The organism is Ardenticatena maritima (genome assembly GCF_001306175.1).
GTDB classification, from domain to species: Bacteria; Chloroflexota; Anaerolineae; order Ardenticatenales; family Ardenticatenaceae; genus Ardenticatena; species Ardenticatena maritima.
In genome coordinates this window covers 166,360-181,376 of record NZ_LGKN01000004.1, presented here as the reverse complement: position 1 = coordinate 181,376, position 15,017 = coordinate 166,360, and the positions used below count along the sequence as shown (strand labels likewise).

Sequence of the window (15,017 nt, the reverse complement as noted above, 5' to 3'; positions counted from 1 at the left end):
GGTTATGGGGTGTGGACGGGGCGCGGCACGGTGAAATCAATCCCCTCAACGTCGTTGCCGCTGACGACAATCGGCGTGGCTTCGGCGGGCGAGGGGGTGCCGTCGTAGAAGAGGACGCCATGCGCGCGCCGCGATGCCGCGGTGATGAAGACCAGATACTCGCCGTCGGGCAGGCGTTCGAGCGTATAGGTGCCGTCTTCATTGACGCGCGTATGGCGCACCACGCCCAGCCCTGTTTCCACCGCCACGACCATGACGCGCGGCACGGGGTCGCCGTTGTCAAAAAGCACCGTGCCACTGATACGCGCCCCGTCATCCACCACGATGTTGAGCCCCTCAACCGACTCGCCAAACCCGACCTCAATCAAGCCGTCGTAGAAAGCGGGGGCGTAGTCGGTTTGTTTGCCGGGGCGAATTTGCAGCGTGTATGTGCCGGCGGGCACCCGTTCGATGGTGAACGCGCCGTTCTCGTTGGTGCGGGCGTGCAGGGCGGCGCCAGCGAAGATGTGGCGCAGCACCACATTCGCACCCACAAGCGGCGTCCCGTCCTCATACGCTACCGTGCCGCTGACGCGCCCGGTTCCCAAAAAGCGGAAGAGCCGCATTTGCACGTCGCTTGTCGCGAGGCTGGGGGTGCGCCCGCGTGCGCCTTCATCACGCGGCGGCGCGATTTGCGGACCCTGCGCGGCGGCTGGGGTTTGTGTGAAGACCAACAGACCGACCAGCAGAAGCGCAAAGAGCGCGCCTTTCTTCAACCAGGTTGCTTTCATCGTACCACCTCCTTGTTTCAAAGTTCATCCGTATGCTACCTGGTGGATGTTCGAGAATCTGCAAAAATTTGTAAAAAGTGTGTAAATGTTATGGAGAAGCGGGTACATGCGCGCTGAGATGAAACCAGACCCGTCGGCGATAGCCGGCGTGGTGTTTTGACACCACTTCGACCGCCGATATACTCCGACACGCGGCAACAACTGAACACCTGAGGCACAGCCGTCGCTCGGGGAAGTCCGGTGAGAATCCGGCGCTGTCCCGCAACTGTGATTCGGCTTTCGCCGATAAGCCAGGTCGCCGACGACGTGCTGCGCTCCAGTCCCCTTCGCGGAAAGGGAAAGGAGCCTTGCGCCAGCAAGCACCTTCTCCATCAGCATATGCGGGGGAAGGTTTTTTGTTTGTTGGCTGCCAATCAACCAAAAGCAAAGGAGGAAGAGGTATGCGACAGTTCAAATCGGTGTTGATGGCGTTTGCGCTGGTGTTGGTGTTGGCGTTGCCGACACTGGCGGCGGCTGATTTGCAAGCCGCGGTGGCGTGGCTGCGCGAACAGGTGCAAGCCGACGGCGGCGTCAGCGATGGGTTTAGCGAAGGGAGCAGCGTTGGCGCGACCGTTGATGTGGTGTTGGCGGCGGCGGCAGTGGGTGAAGATGTGAGCACCTGGGCGACGCCATCGCCGCTTGACTTCCTCGCGACGCAGGCGAGCACAGCCGCGGGTACCGGCACGCTGGCGAAGTTGACGCTCGCAGCCGTCGCGACAGGGCAAGATCCCACCAACTTTGGCGGTGTGGACCTCGTGGCGGGGATCAACGCCGCGTATGATGCCGCCACCGGTCGTTTTGATGGGCTGGTTATTGACCATGCGTTCGCCATGCTCGCGTTGAAGAATGCGGGCGTTGCCATTCCTGACGGGGCGGCGCGGGCATTGATTGACCTGCAAGCCGAGGATGGCGGGTGGTCGTTCGACGGTGCAAGCCAATCGGACACGAACACAACCGCGCTGGCGATTCAGGCGCTGGTGGCGGCTGACGCCGGCGATGCGGCGATTGTCAAAGCGTTGGGCTTTTTGAAGACTCAGCAGAACGAAGACGGCGGTTTCCCCTACCAGAAGCCGAGCGCTTATGGCACGGATACCGACGCGAACAGTACCGCGTGGGTCATTCAGGCGTTGACTGCGACGGGTGACATCGCCGTGCCCAGCCCGGAAGAGGCGCTAGCCGCCCTGCAAACCGAAAGCGGCGCGTTCCAGTGGCAAGCGGCGGTGCCCGGCGAAAACCTGCTGGCGACGGCGCAAGCCGTCTTCGCCCTGGCGGGCTACTCCTACGTGCAGGTGCCTGTGGTCGAAGCGGCACGCCCGCCCGCGGTGCCCACCTTGCTGGCTGAAACCGGCGCACCTGCCACCACGTGGCTCTGGCTGGCGCTGGTCGGTGTGGTCTTGTTGAGTGGTGGGTTGGTGCTGAAACGTGCCTGAGAAACGAACCGGGGGCGTGCGCCGATGTGAGCGCACGCCCCTGTGAGGTGTGGGGGGAACAATGCGACGGTTGGGGTTGATTCTGGTGCTGGTGGTCTGGGTGTGGCGCGCCTCGGTGGCGCATGCCGATGCGCCCAACTACGCCGGTGTGGTGGTGCAACACGGCGATGGGCGCGTGGAGACCGCCTGTGTGGCGTTTGAGGAAGAGAGTATCAGCGGCGCGGACTTGCTCATGCGGAGCGGGCTGGATGTGCTCATGGATGTCAGCGGCGGCGCGAAAGTCTGCGCGATTGGGGGAGAGGGGTGCCAGTATCCCGCCGAGTCGTGTTTCTGCCAGTGCGAGGGGAATGGTCCTTGCGTGTACTGGTCGTACTGGCACCTTGACCCCGAAAGCGGCACGTGGCAGTACAGCAACCTGGGTGCGGGTGCGTATCAGGTTCACCATGGCGATGTGGACGGGTGGCGCTGGGGAGCGGGAACGCCCGGCAATGCGGCTGAACCGCCTCTGCTGACGTTCGCCGACGTCTGCGCCGATGTGGTGTCCACACCGACGCCCACCCCCGGCATGCGCGTGGTGCCCAGCGTCACGCCTGAACCCGTCTCGCCGCGCGCCACCATCGCCCGCGAGACCCCCACACCTTTGCCCCCACCCACGCCCACGCTGGCAACGTCACCGTCGGAACCGTTGTCCGAGGGGGCGTCCCCCTGGCGTTTGCTGGCGTTTGGCGCGTTTGTGGCGGTGTTGGTTGGCGGCATGCTCATGTCACGGCGGAGATAACCATGCCCTTTCATCCCTACGCCTGGCTTGCGTGGTGCGCCGCCGCCGTGAGCGCCACCTTGCTCACGCGCAACCCCTTCTACCTGACGCTGGCGTTGCTTGCCGTCCTGTGGGCGCGGAGCGTTGTTGCACCGCGCGCCGCCGGCATGACCGCCTGGCTGGTGCGTTGGGGCTGGCTGCTCATCGCCTTTGCCGCGCTCTTCAACGGCTTGACCATTCACTACGGCGAGCATGTGCTGGTGCGCTTGCCCTCTTCGCTTCCACTCATCGGGGGCGCCATCACCGCCGAAGCCATGGTGTTTGGGGCGCTCACCGGCTTATCGCTGGTCACCTTGCTGGTCATTTTTGCCACCTTCAACGACGCCAGCGACTACGCCGAACTGCTGCGGCTGACGCCCGGCTTCCTCTTTCAGGCGGGGTTGGTGGTGAGCATTGCGCTGGTCTTCGTGCCGCAGACCGTGCGCGCCTACCGCGATGTGCGTGAAGCGCAGATGATTCGTGGGCACCGCCTGCGCTCCTGGCGTGATGTGCTGCCCTTGCTCCTGCCGCTGCTCATCAACGGGCTGGAACGCGCCATCCAACTCGCCGAAGCCATGGAGAGCCGCGGTTTCGGTGGTCGCCCTGTGGGCGGCGGGTTGCGGGCGCGTTTGGCGCTTCTGCTGGGGCTGACGGTGTTGCTGCTGGGGGTGGGCTTGCACCGCTTGCTGGCGCACCCCCTGATTGGGCTGGGGCTGAGCGCCATCGGGTTGGCTATGCTCGCGTGGGGGTTTCATCGGCTGAGCCGCGCCGTGCGGCGCACGCGCTTTCACCAGCGCGCCTGGCGCGATGAGGATATCACCCTGTTGCTCATTTCGCTGGCGGTGCTGGCGGCTGTGTGGGGGGCGGCGTTGTTCAAGCCGAGCCTGCTCGCGTTCTACCCCTACCCGCGATTGCACATGCCCCCCTTTGAGACATGGCTGGGGCTGGTGTATGTGGGCATTGCCGCCCCCGCTTTCTGGAAACGGAGCGAAAGCGCATGAAGCAACCGCTCGTTCTGCTCGACAAGGTGACCTACGCCTACCCGCTCGCCGAAACGCCCACCCTGGCGGATGTCTCACTTGCACTCACGCCCGGCGAGTTTGTGCTGGTGATTGGCGAAAGTGGGAGCGGCAAAAGCACGCTGTTGCGTGTGTTGAATGGGCTTGTGCCGCACTTTTACGGCGGCACGTTCGGGGGGCGGGCGCTGGTGCGCGGGCGTGATACGCGCACCCACACGCCGCGCATGTTGAGCGATGTGGTCGGCTTTGTGTTTCAAGACCCCGAAAGCCAATTCGTGCTGGAACGGGTGGAAGATGAATTGGTGTTCGGGTTGGAACAGGCGGGCGTGCCGCGTGAAGAGATTGCCCGTCGGCTCGATGAAACCCTGGCGTGGCTGGGGATTGCGCATCTGCGCCACCGCCGCATCGTCAACCTGAGCGGCGGCGAGAAACAGCGGGTCGCTATTGCGAGCGTGCTCATGCAGCGCCCCTCGGTGCTGGTGCTGGATGAGCCCACCTCGCAACTTGACCCACGGGCGGCGCAGGATGTCTTGCAGGTGCTGGTGCGTCTCAACCGCGAACAGGGCATGACGATTGTGCTGGCGGAGCATCGCATTGAGCGGGTGGCGGCGATCGCCGACCGCGTGGTGTGGGTGCGCGGCGTGGGGAAGCCGCCCATGGACGGCACGCCGCGCGCAGTGCTCGCCCAAAGCGACCTTGCGCCCCCCATCACGCGGCTGGGGCGTGCGCTGGGGTGGTCGCCTGTGCCGCTGAGTGTGGAAGACGCCCGCCCCTGGGTGGGGCGCGTGCGCTTGCCCACGCCGCCGCCTGCGTCGGCACCGTCGGGCGAGGTGGTTGTGGAAGTTGAAGACGTTGCGTTTGCCTACCCGCGCCGCGCAGTGTTGCACGATGTCTCATTTCGGTTGCACAGGGGCGAATTTGTGGCGTTGCTGGGGCACAACGGAAGCGGCAAAAGCACCTTGTTGCGCTTGCTGGTGGGGCTTTTGCATCCCCAACGTGGCGATGTGCGCATCGAAGGCGTGAGCACACGCCGCCGCCCGGTGCATGAGGTCTGCCGCCGCGTGGCGTATCTCCCGCAAAACCCCAACGCCTTGCTCTTCGCCGAAACCGTGCTCGATGAAGTGCTCACCACCTTGCGCAACCACAATCTTGCACCCGAAGACGCCCCGCTTGCGCCCATGCACCTGCTTGAACGGTTGGGGCTGGCGGAAACCGCCGATGTCTACCCGCGCGATTTGAGTGTGGGACAGCGCGAACGGGTGGCGCTGGCGGCGGTGCTGGCGACGCATCCGCCCATCATCTTGCTGGATGAACCCACGCGCGGGCTTGACCGGTTGCAAAAGCGGGCGCTGGTGCGCATGTTGCGCGAATGGCAAGCCGAGGGGGCGACCATTCTCTTTGTTTCGCACGATGTTGAGGTGGTGGCGGAAGCCGCCGACCGTGTGCTCATTCTGGATGAAGGGCGGCTGGTGGCTGATGGTCCAACACGCCAGACGCTGACCGCGTTCCCCGATTTTGCGCCCCAAATAGCGCAAGCGTTGGGGGTGGTGGCAACGGTGGAAGAGGTGGTGCGTGCCAATGCGTGAAACACGTCGCGCTGTGCAAGCCGCGTTCGCCTTTCTGACGACGTTTCCCGTGCCGAGTGAAACCCTGACGGCGGAGGATTTCGCGCGCGCGGCGCGCTGGTTCCCACTGGTGGGGCTGGTGTTGGGGGGAATGCTGGGCGGTCTGGCGTGGCTGTTTGCGCCGCATGTGCCCGCGTTGTTGGGGTCGGCGCTGGTGTTGACCGTCTGGATTGCCGCGACGGGGGCGCTTCACCATGACGGGTTTGCCGATTGCGCCGACGCGCTGTTGGCGCCTGTGCCGCCGGAGCGCCGCCTGGAGATTTTGCGCGATACGCATGTGGGGGCGTTCGCTCTGGTGGCGGTGCCGCTGACGCTGTTGCTGGCGTGGAGCGCCCTGGCGGTCTTGTGGGCGTCGCCGATGTTGCCGCGCGTGCTGGTCGCCGCGCCGTTCTGTGGGCGGTTGGTCATGCTCTGGGCGCAATTTCATTGGCGCTATGCACGCCCGCAGGGCATGGGGCGGCTGGTTGCGCCACGCGCCACAGACCGCGTGTGGGTGGTGGGCTGGGCGCTGGCGCTGGTTCTGCTGGGGCCGACGGTGGCGCTGGTGGGAGCGGCGGCGTGTCTGTGGGGGCACTGGCTGGCGGGGCGCATGGCGGCGCGTCTGGGCGGTGGGTTGACGGGCGACACCTATGGGGCGCTGAATGTGCTGGTGGAAACCGCCGTGCTGGTTGGGGCGGCGTTGGTGCTGGCGTGAGCAAGCGGCGCTTTCCGTTTCGCCTGGGCAGTACGTCGTATGTGGTGCCGGGTGATTTGGTGGAAAATGCGCACGCCTTGCGCCACGTGGTGGACGATATCGAACTCGTCTTGTTCGACACGGGACGGCTCTGCAACTATCCCACGCCCGGCGAGGTGCGCGCGCTGGCGCGTATTGCCGCCGAGCACGACCTGACGTTTTCGCTGCACCTTCCCACCCATTTGGCGCTGGTGCACCATCAGGCGGCTGTGCGCCGTGAAGCGGTGGGCGAGGCGGTGGCGTTGCTTCGGCGGTGCGCTGCGTTGCCCTTGAGCGCCGTGGTGGTGCATTTGGACGGAGGAGCAGCGACGCCGGGCACAGCCGCATGGCAGGCGTGGGCGTATGAGGCGCTGGCGGCGCTGCGGGCTGTCGCGCCCGCGCCGATTTGCGTCGAAAACGTGGAGCGCTATGCCTGCGAGGCATTCACGCCCGTGGTGGAGACGTGCGGCGTGGCCTATTGCCTGGATGTGGGGCATGTGTGGAAACAGGGCGGCGACCCGCTGGCGCTTTTGCGGCGGATGTGGCCGCGCGTGCGGGTGATGCACGTCCACGCCGCTCCCCCCGAAGGCGACCATGCACCGCTCGACAAAGCCGATGCGCACGCCTTGCGCCGGCTGGTGCGCCGTGTGCTACGGCATGGGTGGCGTGGGGTGTTCACGCTGGAAGTGTACGAAGATGATTTTTGGGTGTCGCGTGATGTGCTGGCGCGGATGGTGGCGCAGATACGCGCGGAAGACCTGATGGAAGAGGAGGCATGATGACGAAGCAGGCGTTGCCGCCCCCACAACCGGGCACGTTGACCTTGGTTCTGGGTGGGGCGCGCAGTGGCAAGAGCCGCCTGGCGGAGCAGTTGGCGGCGCTCAGCGATGCGCCCGTGGTCTATCTGGCGACGGCCGAAGCGGGCGATGCCGAAATGCAGGCGCGCATTGCCGCCCACCGTGCGCGTCGTCCGCCGACGTGGCGCACGGTAGAAGCGCCGCGTGAGTTGGCGGCGGCGCTCGCGCGGCTCAACGTCCCGCCGGGGAGTGTCGTCTTGCTGGATTGTATCACGCTGTGGCTCTCCAACCTGCTGATGGAAGAGCCGCCGCCGGATGAACCTACTTTGCTGGCAACGGCAATCCGCGAACTTGAAGCCGTGTTGGCGCTGGTGCAAGCGCGTTCGTGGGCGTTGGTGGCGGTGAGCAACGAAGTGGGTGGGGGGCTGGTGCCGGTCTATCCGCTGGGGCGGCTCTACCGCGATGTGGCGGGGCGGCTCAATCAGTGGTTGGCGGCGCGGGCGGCGCGTGTCTGGCTGGTAGTGGCGGGCTATGCGCTGGAAGTCTCGGCGCTGGGTGTGCGAATTCCAGAGGGGGAAGATGATGGCGTGGCGTGAACGGTATCCGCGGCTTTACGCGTGGGGGAGCCGCCTGGTGGGGTGGCTGCTGATGGCGCTGGTCAGCCTGGTGGGTGTTATCGCGTTTCTGGCGCCCTTTTTCATGCCGGAAATAGCCCAAACCGGTCCGCAGAACGCCCACGCGCAAGATGCGCCGTTGTTGCTGGCGTTGCTGGTGGTGCTGGCGTTGGCGGTGCTGTTTGTGGAACTGGAACATGACGGCTTGAACACCAAAACAGTCGCGCTGCTTGGCATTCTGACAGCGTTCAACGCCAGTTTACGCCTCTTTGACGCGTTGTTGTCGGTTTTCAACATTGGCGGCTTTTCGCCTGTGTTTGTGCTGGTGATTGTAGGGGGCTATGTCTTCGGGGCGCGGTTTGGCTTCTTGCTGGGGGCAATGACGATGTTCGTCAGCGCATTGCTGACGGGGGGCATGGGACCGTGGGTGCCGTTTCAGATGTTCGCCACGGGCTGGATGGGCATGACGGCGGCCTGGTTGGCGCGTTTCGTGTCCCCCCGTTTGGCGCGGGGGCGGTTGGTGGCGCGGCGTGAAGTGGTGGCGTTGGTGCTGTTTGGGTTTGTGTGGGGCTACCTCTACGGCGTCCTGATGAACCTCTTTTTCTGGCCCTTTGTCGGCGGTGGTGAGATGTATTGGGAACCGGGTATCACATGGCGCGAGACCGTCCAGCGGTATGCCGCGTTCTACCTGTTGACGTCGCTGGTCTGGGATACGGGGCGCGCTATCGGCAACGCCCTGCTCCTGAGCTTGTTGGCGGCGCCCATGCTGCGCATTCTGCGCCGTTTTTACGTGCGCTTTTTCTGGCAACCGGCGGTCAACGTGTCATCTGAACAATAGGTTGATCGTGAGCGCCCGGTATCGTCACCATGCCGTACTGGTAGGCGAAAATGACCAAATTGACGCGATCACGCACATTCAATTTGCGGTAGATGGTCGAAAGATGATGGCGCACGGTTGATTCGCTGACGAACAGCCGCTCGGCGATTTCCTCGTTTTTCAACCCCAGGCAGATGAGATTGACAACCTCGCGTTCGCGTTCCGAGAGGGATTGAATCAGCAAGCGGGCGCGTTCGTAGGGCGTCATTTCAGCGCGCCCTGAGATATGCCCGATGATGGTTGCCATAAAGTGGCGCTCCAACCAGACCTCGCCTTGCATGATTTTTTCGATGGCTTTGAAAAGCACGTTTGGTTGCTCTTGTTTGGAGACAATCCCGCGCACGCCCATGCGGATGAGTTGCGCGTAGTGGATGGGGGCGTCGTCAGCCAGCAAAATGACGTTGGGCTCGCGTATGGATTGGAGCAGGTTCAGAAAGTCAAACAATTCCGGGAAGGTGAAAGAATCGTCAAGCAGAAGGATATCAAAAGCCGTCTCGGCGATATCCGCCGCGAGTGTTTCCAGGTCGGTGTAAATGGTGATGGTGTCCTCTTTTCCCAGAAATTGTGTGCTGAGAAAATACTTGAATGCTTTCGCAATCATCACGTTTTTGTTGGCAATCGCCAGAGCGATGGGCTGTTTGAATGGTGTTGTCATGGTCAACCTCTCCTGGACCAAAGTCCCTTTTCAATCATGTTTTTGCGAAAAAATACCGATACTATGGTGTGAATTTTTCAGCATGCGCGTCGGTTTTTTTGATGTGGTATGACCCCCCTTGTACCTTTTTCCCGCTTCCAAAAGGCTTTTTCTCGACATTCGGTTGCCAGACTTTCCCATAGCGAGCGGCCTCTGTTCTTGCTAGGGTGTTGATGCGTGGAACACGCAGATACCCTTGCATGGAGGCGAACGCTATGCGTCGAACACTTTTCTACGCAATGTTGCTGATGAGTGTGATGGTTGGTTTTTGGTGGTACAGTGGTGAGAGCCAGACTGTTCTGGCACAGACAGCAGATAGCCATCAAGTGTACATGCCCGTTGTCCTGCGACATGGGCGTCCCCCTACCAAGACGCCAACGCCAACGCCGAGCCCTACCCCCAGCCCTACGCCGACCCCAACGCCAACGCCGACACCGACACCACCCCCCGGCGCTTCGACGTACCCCACGGTGATGGGCATTATGGGCATGCCGCTCGATGCGTTCAGCACGGTCTCGGCGCTGAATGGGCGCACTGTCGAGTACCGCGGGAGCACCAATCCGAGCCAGGTGCAAGCGGCGTTCGATGCCGCCAAGAGCCAGGGCTTGAATTTCTTGCTGCGCGGTCCCGACCGCCTGGCATTTACAACTGCTGATGGGCATTTGGATATGGCGGCGGTGACGAACATTTTGCACACCACGTTTGACGGAACAACGCTGATTGGCGACCCCGCCTTTGTGGGGTTCTACCTGATTGACGAGCCATGCCACCCGGACAAGTTCAACATTACGGGCGCGGAGATGGCGGAATTGTATGCGACGATCAAAGCCTACGACCCGTCGCTGAAACTCTTTGTGAACTTCGGCAAATTGTCGGGGTGTCTTGATACGTTGCTGGCGGAATCGGGCGGCGCACCGATTACCGATTTTGCCGCGTTTACCGTCACGGTGCCCAAGATGAACTACGCCGCGTATCTGGATGCGCAGGTGCAAACAACGCTGAACGCCAAAGCCACCACGCCGGGCTTGCAGGTGATTCCGATGCTGGCGGTGTGGGAAGGCGCGAACATGCCCATGCCCGATGAGCAATGGATTCGCGATACAGGGAGCGCGGTTTGGAACACCGGCGCTTTCGACGGCGTGCTCTTCTACCCATGGACAACGCCTTCCTGGGCGACCCGCAGTCTTGATGATGTGATTGACACGTATGCCGACGATGTGGCGTTTGTCTTCTCGATGGTCGCGCAAACTGGGCAGTAAACGTTTCGGTTGTTGGCTGATGTGGGGAGACGATTGCTCGTCTCCCCACGTTGTGTATGTGATCGGCGTCATGGTAAAGGTACAATCTGTCCGCGAATTTCGCCACCGGGGTTGGCAAGCGTGTGGACGTTGACATACGTGTCGCCCGCCCGCATGGCGGCAACCATGTCGGCGAGTGTCAGCCAGCCGCACCCATTGCCTGGATCGGGGGCGGTGAGGATGCCTTGCGTGAGGACGCCGAAGGTGATGCTCACAGGACCACCGCTAAAGAGTGTTGCGCCAACTGGACCGTTGACGCCCGGCGCGCCGCAGTGAATGTGTGCGGCTGTGCCATCCACCAGGTCGCGCACGAGCACGCGGTAGCGCAAACTCGTTTCGTCTTGCGAAAGGCGGAAACGGGCGCGCCCCAGGGTATCCGTGCTGACAGGCGGCACTTCATTCGCACCGCGCAGATTGGCGGAGAAGAAGAAGGCTTGCGGGTTTGGCGTGGGTGTTGGCGACGGTGTCGCGGTTGGTGTGGGCGTTGGCGGTGGTGGTGTGGCGGTCGGTGTGGCTGTTGGTGTGGGTGTGGGACCAGGCGGCGTGGCGGTTGGTGTCGGGGTCGGCGTTGGTGGTGTGCCGCACGTTCCTAAATCGAAAGCGCCAACGCGGGTGTGCCATGCTTGCTGGCTGGTCGTTGGGTAGTATTCCGTGACGTACCAGAAGGTGCAATCGTCGGTTGGGTCCACGCTGAGGGCGCTGTAATCGCCCCACCGCGAGAAAGAGGACGTTTGCGAGCCGCCGCCGGTGATGATGACGCCTTCCCCTTGCGGCATTGTGCCCAGTGGGTCGCTTGCGAGCCGTCCGGTGTAGTGGATGGAGGGGAAGAGCGTGCTGCTGGAAACACTGAACCCAATGGCGATATTCCCCTGCCCGTCCATAGCGGCGCTTGCCATCCAGCGATGGTGAGCGTCGGGGGCGTAGGTGCCTTGTTGGTGGACTGTCCACCCACTGCCGCTGTTGCGCAGTTCATACCAGCGGATGCCGGCATGGTCGGCGCCATTGGCGTCCACAGTGTGGTTGGTGACCAGGGTTTGGTGCGTCCCGAAGTCGCGGAATTGCAAGCGGAACATAAGCCGGTCCGAAATGGCGTCCACACGAACGCCGGTGCCGGGCTGGGGGATACAGTTGCGCACGTAGCCGCACATGTCGCTATCGAAGGCGGCGACCGGAAGCGCCGTGTTGAAGGTAAATGTCGAAGCGGCGGGGTTCACCCAGTCCACATGGAAGTCCCAGAGTTGCACCTGGTCAGGTGAATAGCCCCACGCGTCGTCATCCATTTGCATGACAACGTTGGGCGTCCCGCTTGGCGGCGCGGGACCGTCCAGGTCGGATGGGAGCATGCCGCCCAGGTTGGGGTCTACGCCGAACAGGTCGAAATAGACCATGTTGGCGGGAAGCCCGTTGAGCATTTGGTCGCGTTCAAAGGCGGCGACGCCCGCGCCCGCCCAGTTGCACGTGAAGATGCTGCACGTGAATTGGTTGACGGTCATGTAGTAGCCGTCAGGCCAGACGCCAAATTTGGGGTAATCATTCAGTTTGGTATTGCTGATGAGGAACTCATAGCGATGCCACGCACCCAGCGGGTCGCCTGTCTGGCTGATGGCGATGCACTGATAGAAAGGACCGGATGGGAAGTTGGGCAAGGCGAATTGGCTCATCATCCAGCGGTCGGCAAGATGGTCGTACAAGACGATGGGGTCGCCGTCGTTGGTCGTTTCGCACGGGCCGCCAAAGCCGGCGAAGAGCGTGTTGTTGTTTGCCGGACCATAGAGCAGGTTGCCACTGCGGTCGTAAATGGCAAACGCGATGTTGACCATTTCGACATAGTGATTGGGCCCGATATCCCCTACGGGGTCGGGGGGAAGCACATTGTTGACGTTGTCCAGCCCTTCAAACGTCAGGTTGGGGGCGGGAATGGCTGGTGCGGCCGGGGCGGCCGGTTCCAGCACGGGCGCGCGCTCGGTTGAATTGGTGGGGGCGGCTTTGCGCGGCAACGGCCACAAGGGAATTTCACGCGATTTCAGCGAATCGGCTTTGAGGGTGGGGGCGATGGTGCGCAGTTCTGGCGATGTGTCAAAATGTTGTGCCGGGACAATGGTTGGCGTGCCGGCGCTCAGATTTTGTGGTTGCCATGGGTTCGCGCCTTGCGCGGTGGCGGGTGCGGTGGAAGGACGCCATGCGCCATTGAGGAGCAGGAGTGTGGTCAGCGCCAGGAGCGCCACGCCCCAAAATCTTTTTGAAAACATACGAACGCCTCCTTCGTATTCAACGGCTCCAATGAGGGGATAGAGGGGTATCAGCCCGCATAGATGTGTGGCCTCCTTTCTTTGGAAAGCAGAAGCGGTTGACGTTGCCCCACAACAGGGAAAAGAAAGAAGAAATCTGGTATTTTGAAGCGGATATGAACGCGCGGTTTCCCCACAGGTGCGTGGGTTTCTTTGTCCAAAGACCAGAGCAGATGAATGTACAGGTGCCCCAATACCACATACGTGCGCATGAGGTCGTGTTTGGTGAATCCCAGGCGTTCAATCATGCGTTGCATGGGTTTGTTTTCCACCAAAACTGTGCCCCAGGTTGAGCGCAGGTCTTCGCCGAAGGTTTCCGCCAGTATCCGCTGGAACGCAATGCGAGCATGCAACCCGATGTTGCGGCGGCGCATGTCGGAGCGAATTTCCATGCGCCCTCCCAGCACTTCGCCCACGTTGAGCACATCGTGCAAACAGCCGGGCGACCAGCGGTGCAGTTTGGGCACGCACCAGAGATACCCGACCACTTCATCGTTGAGCAGGGCGTACAGCCCGACATAGCCGCGATTGAGCAGGATGCGAAAACGCCACGCATGCAAGCGCCCTTTCCAGGGGAGAATCCATGCCACGTTTTCGTGCGTGATGGGCGCGAATGATAAGCCCTCTGGTGCGGGTTTGTCCGCCGGCAAGGGCGTCACCGGTTCCAGATAGCGGTACTTATCCACACGTGCGACAAGCCCCTCACGCAACAACCGGTGCAGAACAAAGCCCAAGGTGGTTTTGTTTTCGGAATGGTGTCGGCTTCCCATAAGTTACTCCGTGTATGCAATCGTTGGTGATGCGAGGTCGAGCGGCATGGGCTCGGGGAGAGCGCAGTAGTGGGCGATGGTATCGAAGATGGGGTCGGCGGTGCCCTCGTAAATGCGCCCAATCAGCAAATCAATCAGATGCATGCGATGTTCGGGATGCTTGCGGACGAAATCGGCGAAGCGGAAATTGGGCGTGTAGAAGGCGTAGATGAGTTTGCGCATGGCTTCGATGCCGTGTACAAGGCGCGGTCCAAAGCGTTCCAGTCGGCTGCGTGATGTGTCATCAGCATTGAGCGCTTCGACGATGGTGTCCGCCGCCATTTCAGCGCTTGTGAGCGCCAAAAACAAGCCCGAAGCGTAAATCGGGTCAAGAAAACCAAACGCATCGCCGACCAATACCCAGCCGTCTCCGGCGCATTGGCGCGCACGGTAGGAAAAGTCGCTGATGGCGTACACGTCCGAGATGCGTTTGGCGGGCGCCAGCCGCTTTTTGATGAATGGCGAGAGCGCAATTTCGGCGTTCAAAATCGCTTCGGGATTGCGTTCGCGCCCTTCGTAGAGAAAATCGGGGGCGGCGACAACCCCAACGCTGACGGTGTTGTCCGGTAGCGGGATGTACCAGAACCAGCCTTGATGCTCGCGCACGTACACCACACGGGTCACACCGGCGTCAATGCCTTCATCGCGGATGCCGTTTTCGTAGTAGGCGAAGATGGCCATTTTGTTGAGGCCAGGGTCGCGCTCGATGATGCCCAGTTTGCGCCCCAGGAACGCGGTTTTGCCCGATGCGTCCACCACGACGCGCGCCGACACTTCAAATTCGGTCTCAGTCTCGCCCAGGCGTTGCACGGCTCGCACCCCCACCGCGCGACCGTCTTCAAACAACACGTCGCGCACGATGGTTTCTTCGCAGACGTCCACCCCATGCGCGCGTGCATTATCGAGCAGCATCTCATCGAATGTTTCGCGCAGCACCTGCCAGGTTTGCGAACTTTCGTGCTCGTTGGTCTCGTAGAAGTAGAACGGTCGCGCTTCGCGCCCCTCGGCGGTGACGAACTGCACGCTGTACTTTTTGGGGAAGGGGCTTTTTTGCATGGCTTCCAACACGCCGAGGCGTTTCAGGGGCCAGTACGTTTCGGGCATGAGCGATTCGCCAACCGAGAAGCGCGGAAAACGCGCTTTTTCGAGAATGAGCGTGCGCACCCCTTGTTGGGCGAGGAAGGTGGCTGTGGCCGCGCCCGCAGGACCGCCGCCAATCACGACAACGTCATACAATCCGTTCATAAGA

General features: G+C 62.3%; 14 protein-coding genes and 1 riboswitch. Of the genes, 9 read left to right on the top strand and 5 right to left on the bottom strand.

Annotated elements, in window-relative coordinates; translation table 11 throughout:
* Positions 1–2: 2 nt before the first annotated feature.
* Complete coding sequence (locus SE16_RS05605) at positions 3–770, bottom strand: carboxypeptidase-like regulatory domain-containing protein (RefSeq protein WP_054493236.1); 768 nt, start codon at positions 768–770, stop codon at positions 3–5.
* A gap of 208 nt (positions 771–978) precedes the next feature.
* Positions 979–1,119: riboswitch (adenosylcobalamin (AdoCbl) riboswitch) on the top strand.
* A gap of 91 nt (positions 1,120–1,210) precedes the next feature.
* On the opposite strand from SE16_RS05605, the gene SE16_RS05600 reads away from it, so the two are divergent.
* The 8 genes from SE16_RS05600 (at position 1,211) to SE16_RS05565 (ending at position 8,640) form a co-directional block, all read left to right on the top strand.
* Complete coding sequence (locus SE16_RS05600; RefSeq protein WP_054493237.1) at positions 1,211–2,239, top strand: prenyltransferase/squalene oxidase repeat-containing protein; 1,029 nt, start codon at positions 1,211–1,213, stop codon at positions 2,237–2,239.
* Positions 2,240–2,300: 61 nt separating this feature from the next.
* Entirely contained in the window at positions 2,301–3,017 is a 717-nt protein-coding gene (locus tag SE16_RS05595) for a hypothetical protein (protein WP_060687328.1), read from the top strand.
* A gap of 2 nt (positions 3,018–3,019) precedes the next feature.
* Positions 3,020–4,036, top strand: coding sequence for an energy-coupling factor transporter transmembrane component T (locus tag SE16_RS05590; protein ID WP_054493413.1), 1,017 nt, complete (start codon positions 3,020–3,022; stop codon positions 4,034–4,036).
* Complete coding sequence (locus SE16_RS05585) at positions 4,033–5,640, top strand: ABC transporter ATP-binding protein (protein ID WP_054493412.1); 1,608 nt, start codon at positions 4,033–4,035, stop codon at positions 5,638–5,640. The genes SE16_RS05590 and SE16_RS05585 overlap by 4 nt, the downstream gene beginning before the upstream one ends.
* Positions 5,633–6,373: an adenosylcobinamide-GDP ribazoletransferase gene (cobS, locus tag SE16_RS05580; protein WP_060687326.1), complete on the top strand. Its 741-nt coding sequence runs from the start codon at positions 5,633–5,635 to the stop codon at positions 6,371–6,373. The genes SE16_RS05585 and cobS overlap by 8 nt, the downstream gene beginning before the upstream one ends.
* Positions 6,370–7,170, top strand: coding sequence for a cobamide remodeling phosphodiesterase CbiR (gene cbiR, locus SE16_RS05575; protein WP_054492332.1), 801 nt, complete (start codon positions 6,370–6,372; stop codon positions 7,168–7,170). Before cobS ends, cbiR begins: the two co-directional genes overlap by 4 nt.
* A complete protein-coding gene (gene cobU / locus SE16_RS05570) occupies positions 7,170–7,784 on the top strand; it encodes a bifunctional adenosylcobinamide kinase/adenosylcobinamide-phosphate guanylyltransferase (RefSeq protein ID WP_054492331.1) in 615 nt (204 codons plus the stop codon). The genes cbiR and cobU overlap by 1 nt, the downstream gene beginning before the upstream one ends.
* Complete coding sequence (locus tag SE16_RS05565; protein ID WP_054492330.1) at positions 7,771–8,640, top strand: ECF transporter S component; 870 nt, start codon at positions 7,771–7,773, stop codon at positions 8,638–8,640. Before cobU ends, SE16_RS05565 begins: the two co-directional genes overlap by 14 nt.
* Here the strand turns inward: SE16_RS05565 and SE16_RS05560 are convergent.
* Positions 8,618–9,334 (bottom strand): response regulator transcription factor, encoded by a 717-nt coding sequence (locus SE16_RS05560; RefSeq protein ID WP_054492329.1) that lies wholly within the window; start codon positions 9,332–9,334, stop codon positions 8,618–8,620. The genes SE16_RS05565 and SE16_RS05560 overlap by 23 nt on opposite strands.
* 254 nt (positions 9,335–9,588) lie before the next feature.
* Between SE16_RS05560 and SE16_RS16355 the strand changes: the two genes are divergently transcribed.
* Positions 9,589–10,632 (top strand): hypothetical protein, encoded by a 1,044-nt coding sequence (locus SE16_RS16355; RefSeq protein WP_082381980.1) that lies wholly within the window; start codon positions 9,589–9,591, stop codon positions 10,630–10,632.
* A 68-nt stretch (positions 10,633–10,700) separates the two neighbouring features.
* On the opposite strand, the gene SE16_RS16350 is transcribed toward SE16_RS16355, so the two are convergent.
* Genes SE16_RS16350 through SE16_RS05540 form a run of 3 tightly spaced genes read right to left on the bottom strand, consistent with a single transcriptional unit; the run spans position 10,701 to position 15,013 of the window.
* Positions 10,701–12,920: a CHRD domain-containing protein gene (locus SE16_RS16350; protein WP_054493127.1), complete on the bottom strand. Its 2,220-nt coding sequence runs from the start codon at positions 12,918–12,920 to the stop codon at positions 10,701–10,703.
* Positions 12,921–12,970: 50 nt separating this feature from the next.
* The gene (locus SE16_RS05545; protein ID WP_054493126.1) at positions 12,971–13,729 is read right to left on the bottom strand and encodes a GNAT family N-acetyltransferase; all 759 of its coding nucleotides are present in this window, start codon (positions 13,727–13,729) and stop codon (positions 12,971–12,973) included.
* Positions 13,730–13,732: 3 nt separating this feature from the next.
* Positions 13,733–15,013 (bottom strand): NAD(P)/FAD-dependent oxidoreductase, encoded by a 1,281-nt coding sequence (locus tag SE16_RS05540; protein WP_082374255.1) that lies wholly within the window; start codon positions 15,011–15,013, stop codon positions 13,733–13,735.
* Between the last annotated feature and the right edge of the window lie 4 nt (positions 15,014–15,017).

Excerpts from the sequence above, each read along its gene's own strand:
- SE16_RS05605 (WP_054493236.1), bottom strand. The coding sequence starts at position 770 with ATGAAAGCAACCTGGTTGAAGAAAGGCGCGCTCTTTGCGCTTCTGCTG.
- SE16_RS05600 (WP_054493237.1), top strand. The coding sequence starts at position 1,211 with ATGCGACAGTTCAAATCGGTGTTGATGGCGTTTGCGCTGGTGTTGGTG.
- SE16_RS05595 (WP_060687328.1), top strand. The coding sequence starts at position 2,301 with ATGCGACGGTTGGGGTTGATTCTGGTGCTGGTGGTCTGGGTGTGGCGC.
- SE16_RS05590 (WP_054493413.1), top strand. The coding sequence starts at position 3,020 with ATGCCCTTTCATCCCTACGCCTGGCTTGCGTGGTGCGCCGCCGCCGTG.
- SE16_RS05585 (WP_054493412.1), top strand. The coding sequence starts at position 4,033 with ATGAAGCAACCGCTCGTTCTGCTCGACAAGGTGACCTACGCCTACCCG.
- cobS (WP_060687326.1), top strand. The coding sequence starts at position 5,633 with ATGCGTGAAACACGTCGCGCTGTGCAAGCCGCGTTCGCCTTTCTGACG.
- cobU (WP_054492331.1), top strand. The coding sequence starts at position 7,170 with ATGACGAAGCAGGCGTTGCCGCCCCCACAACCGGGCACGTTGACCTTG.
- SE16_RS05565 (WP_054492330.1), top strand. The coding sequence starts at position 7,771 with ATGGCGTGGCGTGAACGGTATCCGCGGCTTTACGCGTGGGGGAGCCGC.
- SE16_RS05560 (WP_054492329.1), bottom strand. The coding sequence starts at position 9,334 with ATGACAACACCATTCAAACAGCCCATCGCTCTGGCGATTGCCAACAAA.
- SE16_RS16355 (WP_082381980.1), top strand. The coding sequence starts at position 9,589 with ATGCGTCGAACACTTTTCTACGCAATGTTGCTGATGAGTGTGATGGTT.
- SE16_RS16350 (WP_054493127.1), bottom strand. The coding sequence starts at position 12,920 with ATGTTTTCAAAAAGATTTTGGGGCGTGGCGCTCCTGGCGCTGACCACA.
- SE16_RS05545 (WP_054493126.1), bottom strand. The coding sequence starts at position 13,729 with ATGGGAAGCCGACACCATTCCGAAAACAAAACCACCTTGGGCTTTGTT.
- SE16_RS05540 (WP_082374255.1), bottom strand. The coding sequence starts at position 15,013 with ATGAACGGATTGTATGACGTTGTCGTGATTGGCGGCGGTCCTGCGGGC.